General features: G+C 61.7%; 1 protein-coding gene. It reads right to left on the bottom strand.

The window, feature by feature from the left end:
- Positions 1 to 331 precede the first annotated feature (331 nt).
- A partial coding sequence (locus U5771_RS35220) for an RcnB family protein (RefSeq protein ID WP_322028189.1) occupies positions 332 to 781 on the bottom strand: 450 nt, incomplete at its 5' end.

The raw sequence follows: 781 nt of genomic DNA, 5'->3' as shown, positions 1-781 counted from the left end.
GATCGCCATTCGGCCTTTGGAGTGTTTTTTATTTGGGTGTATTTCTTCGACTTTCGTCACCTGGAACGGTGACGAAATGCCTTGCAGCTACCTTCTCAACCGCAAGGCATTGCACCGATCAACCCAGCGCGGACGAATGCGGTACAACGTTAGTGCCTTGCGGGCCACCACCGCCAGCTGGGCCGTCCCGACGGCCGCCCGGACGAGCAAAGCCGCCACCCGAACCGCCTGGGCCACAGTATGGCTACCAGCAGCAACCGCCGAGCGTCGACGCGAACACTACAAGGCTTACCGCCGCACACATCCTTTTCATTCCGTGGTCCTGGATCAATCAGTGATGCGGCGCGAGCAGGACGTTTGCGATCACGCCGGTCGCAATAGCCGCCAGCACGAAGTCGCCATTGATCTGCAGCCAATGATAGCCAGCCGGGGGCGGCTGAAGATCATGCCCGCGCCAGTCGTCGATCACGTACTGCGAGCCGCGATAGTCCTGCGGCACACGCCCCCCGCGGCGCCAGTCGCCGTGCTCTTTTTGACCGGCGTCCGCATGCACCTCCGCACGGGAGTCGCGATGGGTAGGTTGCATCTGCATGCCGCCGGGCGCGCGGGTACTACCGTCACGATCGGGGCCGTGATCCTGCCTCTGTTCGTGGCCGCCGACCGGCGCACGTCCATCCGGTTGATTACCGGGTCCTTGTTGCGCAAATGCGCCGATCGACGTTCCGAGCATGCTTGCGGCAATAAGGCATGCGAGAGCCTGTTTCTTCATGATATTTTTCTC

The sequence above is a fragment of the Burkholderia sp. BCC1977 genome (assembly GCF_905339595.1).
Lineage (GTDB): Bacteria > Pseudomonadota > Gammaproteobacteria > Burkholderiales > Burkholderiaceae > Burkholderia.
The sequence above is the reverse complement of the archived record's forward strand: the minus strand, read 5'-3'. Positions and strand labels throughout refer to the sequence as shown.